Origin of the sequence: Mordavella massiliensis (assembly GCF_016902415.1) — a bacterium.
Taxonomy (GTDB): domain Bacteria; phylum Bacillota; class Clostridia; order Lachnospirales; family Lachnospiraceae; genus Merdimonas; species Merdimonas faecigallinarum.
On sequence record NZ_JACJLV010000072.1, the window covers coordinates 1 to 7,019 of the forward strand.

The 7,019-nt window shown below is 54.2% G+C and carries 7 protein-coding genes; 1 reads left to right on the forward strand and 6 read right to left on the reverse strand.

The window, feature by feature from the left end; genetic code table 11:
- The first annotated feature begins 132 nt into the window (after positions 1–132).
- The gene (locus H6A13_RS12340) at positions 133–1,011 is read left to right on the forward strand and encodes a LysR family transcriptional regulator (RefSeq protein WP_204909845.1); all 879 of its coding nucleotides are present in this window, start codon (positions 133–135) and stop codon (positions 1,009–1,011) included.
- Between the two features lie 7 nt (positions 1,012–1,018).
- Here the strand turns inward: H6A13_RS12340 and H6A13_RS12345 are convergent, their stop codons facing one another.
- The 6 genes from H6A13_RS12345 to H6A13_RS12370 form a co-directional block, all read right to left on the reverse strand.
- Positions 1,019–2,728, reverse strand: coding sequence for a glycoside hydrolase family 13 protein (locus H6A13_RS12345; RefSeq protein WP_204909846.1), 1,710 nt, complete (start codon positions 2,726–2,728; stop codon positions 1,019–1,021).
- A gap of 29 nt (positions 2,729–2,757) precedes the next feature.
- A complete protein-coding gene (locus H6A13_RS12350) occupies positions 2,758–3,795 on the reverse strand; it encodes an SdpI family protein (RefSeq protein ID WP_204909847.1) in 1,038 nt (345 codons plus the stop codon).
- On the reverse strand, positions 3,770–4,063 hold the full coding sequence (locus H6A13_RS12355) for an autorepressor SdpR family transcription factor (protein WP_204909848.1): 294 nt from the start codon (positions 4,061–4,063) through the stop codon (positions 3,770–3,772). The genes H6A13_RS12350 and H6A13_RS12355 overlap by 26 nt, the downstream gene beginning before the upstream one ends.
- A gap of 184 nt (positions 4,064–4,247) precedes the next feature.
- Positions 4,248–5,453 (reverse strand): class I SAM-dependent rRNA methyltransferase, encoded by a 1,206-nt coding sequence (locus tag H6A13_RS12360; RefSeq protein ID WP_204909849.1) that lies wholly within the window; start codon positions 5,451–5,453, stop codon positions 4,248–4,250.
- 77 nt (positions 5,454–5,530) lie between these two features.
- Positions 5,531–6,127 (reverse strand): TIGR04100 family radical SAM protein, encoded by a 597-nt coding sequence (locus tag H6A13_RS12365; protein ID WP_204909850.1) that lies wholly within the window; start codon positions 6,125–6,127, stop codon positions 5,531–5,533.
- A gap of 25 nt (positions 6,128–6,152) precedes the next feature.
- A partial coding sequence (locus H6A13_RS12370) for a pyridoxamine kinase (protein WP_204909851.1) occupies positions 6,153–7,019 on the reverse strand: 867 nt, incomplete at its 5' end.

The window sequence follows — 7,019 nt, forward strand, 5'->3', positions numbered from 1 at the left end:
CTTATAATCTATAAATATATTTTATTGTTATCAATCCGTTTCATTTCTAGCTTGTCTGTGTTATAATACCCATAATCCGCGCGGCGCCCCGCATCTGGCCTGCCCGCACCCTGTCCGGATAAGGAGGTTTTTATGAATACCGTACAATTAGAATGTTTTCTGGCCGTGGCCGAGCACCTGAACTTTTCCAAGGCTTCCCGGGTCCTGAAGATCACCCAGCCCGCGGTCAGCCATCAGATCCAGACTCTGGAAGAAGAGCTGGATGTAAAATTATTTGTCCGCACCAGCAAAAGCGTGACTCTTACAAGGGAGGGCATGTTATTTCTGCCTGACGCCCAGCTAATCTTAAAAACCGCACGCTCTGCAAAGACACGGCTGGGCATCCAGGAGGATTTTCTCCCCCTGAACCTTGGCTGCCACAATTACCCGGAATCCGGCGTCTTTCCGCCGGTCTTAAAAAAACTGTATGCCGAGTATCCGCTACTTCGGCCCAATGTCCACATCGTTCCCTTTGTTTCCTTATTAAGCCTGGTGGAAAATGACCAGCTTCAGGCTTCTCTCAGCATAAAAAATGAGCAGAAAAAGTCTTCCCTGAAATACAGGGAGCTTTGTTCTGCTCCTCTGGCCTGCGTCTGTCCCCCAGACCATCCGCTGGCCTTTCATGATTCTCTTGTTCTGGAACAATTGGAAGGAAACTTTATCGCCGGCTCTCCCAGGCAGCTGCCGGAACAGATCTTCCGGATCCAGAGCCAGCTGCTCCTTGCCCTGCCGCCAAAACAGCGGTTTTTCACCGACCACCCGGACAGCATCTTCACTCTGGTAAAATCCGGTATGGGGTACACCCTGGCCCCGGATATTCCCCGGGGAAGGGAACCCGGACTTTGCTATATCCCCGTTACCGATCTCCCCCGCGTTTCCTACGGCGTGTATTACAAGCGGGACAACGATCACCCCGTAATGAAGCGGTTCCTAAGCCTGCTGGCCCGGGAATTCTCTCCCGAAAAGGAATAGGCCGGTGCTACATCCGATAGACCCTGGCTTCATAAGGCTTCAGATGAAGTTCCGCCGCATCGCCATTTTCCGGCCTCGGCGGATTTTCATTTCCTGACCCCGGTTCCGGATAATTTCCGATCAGGCGGGTCATCTGTTCTGGGCGCCAGCCTTCCGGAAGCGCGATGCATTTCTCTTTTTCTTTGAAATTACAGAGCACCAGCAGCTTTTCTTCTCCCAGGGTCCGGGTGTAGACGAACAGATCCGGATCCTCCGGGAAAAGCAGCTCATACTCCCCGTACACCACGATCTCGTGCGTTTTCCGCAGCCGGATCAGCTGCTGATAATAGTGGAAAACCGAATCCTTTCTGGCCAGCTGGTCTCTGGCATTGATTTCCTTATAATTGGGATTGACCCGGATCCAGGGCGTCCCTTCCGTAAATCCCCCGTTTGGCGTATCGTCCCACTGCATGGGCGTCCGGGCGTTGTCCCGGCTCTTATACTGCAGGTAGCGCATCATGTCCTCCGGCGAGATCTTCCCGGTATCCGCATACTGATGCCAGGCGTTGATACTCTCAATGTCCCGGAAATCCGCAAGGCTTGCAAAATCACCGCCCGTCATGCCAAGCTCCTCGCCCTGGTAAATGTAGGGCGTCCCCTGCATCATGTGAAGGCAAGTAGCCAACATTTTCGCAGAAATCTCCCGGTACGCCGGATCCAGGCTCCCCAGCCTTGGCAGGATCCTTGGCTGATCGTGGTTGCACCAGTAAAGGCTGTTCCACGCCTTGCTGTCAAGTTCCCTCTGCCACCGGGACAGCACCTCCTTTAACTCCACAAGGTCGATCTTACGGTCATTCCATTTAAACGTCTCTCCCCCGTCCAGATCCATGTGCTCAAACTGGAACACCATATCCAGTTCCGTGCCGTCCTCATTGGCATATTTCTTTGCCTCCTCTACCGTAACGCCGGAGCATTCCCCCACAGTCAGCAGATCATACTTTGCCAGCACCTCCCGGTTCATCTCCCGCAGAAACTCATGGACCCTGGGGCCGTTTCTCACAAAAGGACTAAAATCCCCGTAGCCATTTTCCTTCACCGCCCCGTCCGGAAATGCCTGATCCTTGGAGATCATGCTGATCACATCCATCCGGAACCCGTCGATACCCTTCTGGCACCACCAGTCCATCATGTCATAAACCTCCCGGCGGACCCTTGCATTTTCCCAGTTAAGATCCGGCTGCTTTCTGGAAAAAAGATGAAGATAGTACATGCCGGTGCCCGCGTCAAACTCCCAGGCCGGCCCGCCAAAAACAGACTCCCAGTTGTTGGGCTCTTGGTTCTCCTTGGGTTCTCTCCAGATGTAGTAGTCTCTGTATGGATTTTCTTTGGAACTGCGGCTCTCCACAAACCAGGGATGCTCGTCAGAGGTATGGTTCACCACCAGATCCATCACCAGACGGATGCCCCGCCTGTGCATTTCCGCAAGCATCCGGTCAAAATCCTCCATGGTGCCAAACTCCGGCTGGATCGAGCGGTAATCGCTGATATCATAACCATTGTCATCCATGGGCGAGCGGTACACCGGCGAGAGCCAGACCACGTCCACCCCCAGCTCCTTCAGATAATCCAGTTTTTCCGTGATCCCGTTCAGATCCCCGATACCGTCGCCGTTGCTGTCGCAAAAACTTCGCGGGTAGATCTGGTAAACCACACACTCCTTCCACCAGGTCTTTCTCATCACACACCTCCATTGGGGACGGGGGATTTTCAGAAATCCCCCGTCCCCGTCAACTTTATTGTTTCGTAGATTTCCTCTGTTGCGGGCTCATTTTCGCCATTTATCACGATAATCTCCCCGTCTGCCTCCAGGATCACGCAGGCCGGACAATCATTAAACGTGTAACGGATATAATCGCCAAACCGGCTGTTGTAAAACTGGCCCATCGACATTTTCAGATTGCCGAATCCGTTGGTACGTCTGCCGTCTTCTTCCTCTGCAAGGCCGTCCGGCTCGTATGACACCCGGTCGATCTTCGCATACTCCACTTGGTAATCTCCCCAGCCGGAAGCCTCCACCGTAAATCCGTCCTCCTGCCAGCGGATTTCCATGTCTCCGCTAAACAACACCCACGCCACAAACGCTAGGATAAACACCGTAAGGATCCCGGTGACCGCCACGCCCAGGCGGCTCATCCGGATTTTTTCCACCTTTCCCTCCCGCAGCTGTCTGCGATAGTAAAGATAAGAGTAAAGCGTCGGAACTGCTGCCGCCGACAGGATGCTGACGACCATCAAAGCCGTGCCCGCCCCGGAAAAGGGAAACAGCGCACCCAGCAGGCAGGCAAATCCGCAAATCACCCACACCTTTCCCCCGAACCGGTGCGTGGCATTCCAGTTCTCTTCATTTTCCAACGCCCATTTGACCTTAATCCCCATGGTGCGATTCTGCCGGATCTTCGGGAAATAGTTCCCCACAAGGATAAACATCAGGCCAAACCCGATATAGAAGAAATAGCTCACCAGGCCTTCGCCGACGCGCCCGCTTTTCACTAGCAGCACCAGACCGCCGCCCGCAATCGAAAACACCGGCATCAGGGACAGCAGCAAATGAACCGCCCGCTTCCCCTGCGGCTTTTTGCGCCAGTCGGCAAACGTCACCAGAATACAGAACCAGTGCACCGCCAGACACTGCAAAGACAGAAAATAAATCGTCTCGCCCATCAGAAACGCTGCCGCCTGCGGGACAAGGATCAGCAGAGAAGACCAAAACAGCCCCCGCCTATTTTCCATCAGCAGCATTTTCATCGTCACCCTCTCCTTTCAGATCCGCGATCCAGAGCATTACCTCCTCCAGAACTGTCGCATTCAACTCATAAAAAATAAACTTCCCCTCCCGGGTATCCCGGATCAGATCCGCATCCTTCAGCACCGAAAGATGCCTGGAAACAGATGCCGGCGTAACCGGAAAACACTCCGCAATCTCCCCGGCCGAAAGCCGCCCCTTCTTCAGAAGATTCAAAATCTCCCGGCGCGTAGGGTCCGCCAGCGCCCTCAACGTATTCTGCAATCCCATAGACAAAACCCCTTTCAGATGAAATGGCTTATCACTATCATTTAACATTTTTGTTAATTGTTAAATGTAGAGTAGCATGCGCAATCAGGAAAGTCAATGGGTACAGGGTAAAATACAAAAAGGGACAGGGCAAAACGCAAAAAGGGACGTAGTAAAATGCAAAAATACTACGTCCCCATTTCCATTACTTCTCCTCGCACACCTGGAAGACATAAAATTTTAAATAGTACGAATCCCCGGCTCCCCACAGGATCGGATGATCCGGCGCCTGGGTGCGGAATTCTACCTGCCGCAGCCGCTTGTGTACATTCTGCGCAGCCTGGCCGATGGTCTTGGCAAAGAGTTCCGGATCCATGAAGTGGGAGCAGGAGCAGGTTGCCAGGTAGCCGCCGTCTTTGACCAGTTTCATGCCCCGCAGGTTGATCTCCCGGTAGCCTTTGACTGCTTTTTTGATGGAGTTTCTGGACTTGGTGAAGGCCGGCGGGTCCAGAATGACCACGTCGAATTTCTCTCCCTGCTTTTCCAGCCGCGGGAGCAGCTCGAACACATCCTCGCAGAGGAACTCCACCCGGTCGGAGAGGCCGTTCAGTTCCGCATTTTCTCTTGCCTGTGCCACGCCCAGTTCGGATGCGTCCACGCCCAGCACGTGCTCCGCCCCGGCCAGCCCGGCGTTGAGGGCGAAGGAGCCGGTATGGGTAAAGCAGTCCAGCACCCGGGCGCCTTTGCAAAGTTTCGCCGCCGCGCGGCGGTTGTATTTCTGATCCAGGAAGAATCCTGTTTTTTGCCCGTCTTTGACATCCACGTAGTAGCGCACGCCGTTCTCCACGATCTCGACCTTGGTATCAAAAGGTTCGCCGATGAAGCCCTTGATGCGCTCCATCCCTTCCTGCTCGCGCACCTTGGCGTCGCTGCGCTCATAAACGCCCCGGATATGGATGCCGTCCGCTTCCATCAGTTCTTTCAGGATATCCACAATCATAACCTTGAACCGGTCGATGCCAAGCGCCAGGGACTCCACCACCAGCACATCAGCAAATTTATCGATCACCAGCCCCGGCAGGAAGTCCGCCTCGCCAAAGATCACGCGACAGCTGGAAATGTCGTCCATGACTTTCTTCCGGTATTCCCAGGCGTTTTTCACCCGCATGCGGAGAAATGCCTCGTCCACCTGCGTATCCCGGTCCCGGGTCATCATGCGGACCATCAGCTTCGAATTGCGGTTGATGAATCCTCTTCCCAGCGGATACCCGTCAAAATCATGGACCAGAACCATGTCTCCGTCTTCAAATGTTCCCAGCACGGTGTCCACTTCATTATCATAAATCCAGGGGCCGCCCTGCTTCAGGGTCCGGCCCCCGCCTTTTTTCAATGTTACAACTGTTTCTGACATCCCTTATCCTCCTCGCACGCGTAAAAATCATGTTCTGTCAGATATGATACCACAGATTTCCGGCTTCATAAATACGATTATACATATTTGCGCACCCGCAGGTGGATGCCAAGCTCTTCGGCCAGTTTCCGGCTGGCCTCGATGTCTTCTTCCGGGAGAACGTCCACCACTGTAAACTTCACTTCCGGGATCTGTTTCGCGCACGCGGCGGCAAATGCCAGCATTCCTTCAAAGGCATGGTCAAATCCGGGCCTTGTCACAGCCACGTATTTTTCTTCCGTAGGCGCGTTCAGGCTGATGGACACCACATCCACCACTTCAGCCAGTTCCGGCACCACATCCCGGCCATGATACAGATTTGCCAGGCCATTGGTATTTACCCGGATCCGGAGCCCGTACTTTTCTTTGGCGTATTTTGCGGATTCTATCAAAATGTCCAGAGCGCAGGTGGGTTCGCCGTAGCCGCAGTAAACCAGCTCCTGATATCCTGTAAAATCAAAAGCATCCACGGCCGCGATCACATCCGAAAGCTCCGGGTCCTTCTCATGCCACAGGTTTCCCGATTCCCCCACTGTGTCGTGGTGGCTGCGGATACAAAATGTGCAGGCACAGTCGCATTTGTTGGTAAGATTTACATAAACACTGTCATGATAGGTATACAAAATATCTGCCATTTTCTTTCCCTTCTTTCCTGGAATTCTATCCTTCTTTCAGAAGCGCCCGGTTTTCCTCGGTCAGCATCCACAGATACCGCTCATACTCTACGCCGTCATTTCTGGGAACCCGCTCCCGCACGGCATCCCCAATGGCCCGCCGGATCATCTCTGCAGCCAGGGTGACGGAATCTGTCAGCCGGTCGCCCCTGGCCTTCCCGGCCGCCACCACCGACGCAAACAGATCGCCGGTTCCGGAATAGCTCTCGCCGATGAACGGAAGCGCCGCAAAATGCGCCCCTTCTTTTGTGACCGCCAGATTGCCTATCATCGCTATGCCCGTCTCTTCATCGGTATAGCGGATGCCGGTAACCACCGCTTCTTTGGTCCTTCCCGTCAACAGCGCATTTGCCATCTCTTCGGCCAGCATTTTCAGCCGCTCCCCGTCCCGGATTTCCTTCACCACCCGGCAGTCCTCGCCGGCCAGCAGGCACAACTCCGTAAGATTCGGCGTGATCAGGTCCGCCCGGGCCGCCAGCAGTCGCATCTCGCTCTCCATTTGCGGCGAAAATACCGGATAGCGGGCGCCGTTGTCGCCCATCACCGGGTCTACCAGAAGGAAATTGTCGTCTGTTTCAAAAATGTCCAGAAAATCCAGCACAACCTGGATCTGATGCTCACCGGACAGAAAGCCTGTGTAAATGCCGTCAAAACGCACCTGCATTTTCTCCCATTCCCGGAAGATCCGGGGCATCCGATCCGTAAAATCATCGCAATAGTAACTGGGATAGCCCGTCTGGGCGCTCAAAACCGCTGTCGGCAGCGGGCAGGGCTGAACCCCCATAGCCGCAATAGCCGAAACAGCCGCTGTCAGAGAACATTTCCCAAAACCGGACAAGTCATTGATCACTGC

Coding starts and splice junctions, on each gene's coding strand:
- H6A13_RS12350 (WP_204909847.1), bottom strand. CDS start 3,795: ATGAAAATGCTGCTGATGGAAAATAGGCGGGGGCTGTTTTGGTCTTCT.
- H6A13_RS12355 (WP_204909848.1), bottom strand. CDS start 4,063: ATGGGATTGCAGAATACGTTGAGGGCGCTGGCGGACCCTACGCGCCGG.
- H6A13_RS12365 (WP_204909850.1), bottom strand. CDS start 6,127: ATGGCAGATATTTTGTATACCTATCATGACAGTGTTTATGTAAATCTT.
- H6A13_RS12360 (WP_204909849.1), bottom strand. CDS start 5,453: ATGTCAGAAACAGTTGTAACATTGAAAAAAGGCGGGGGCCGGACCCTG.
- H6A13_RS12345 (WP_204909846.1), bottom strand. CDS start 2,728: ATGAGAAAGACCTGGTGGAAGGAGTGTGTGGTTTACCAGATCTACCCG.
- H6A13_RS12340 (WP_204909845.1), top strand. CDS start 133: ATGAATACCGTACAATTAGAATGTTTTCTGGCCGTGGCCGAGCACCTG.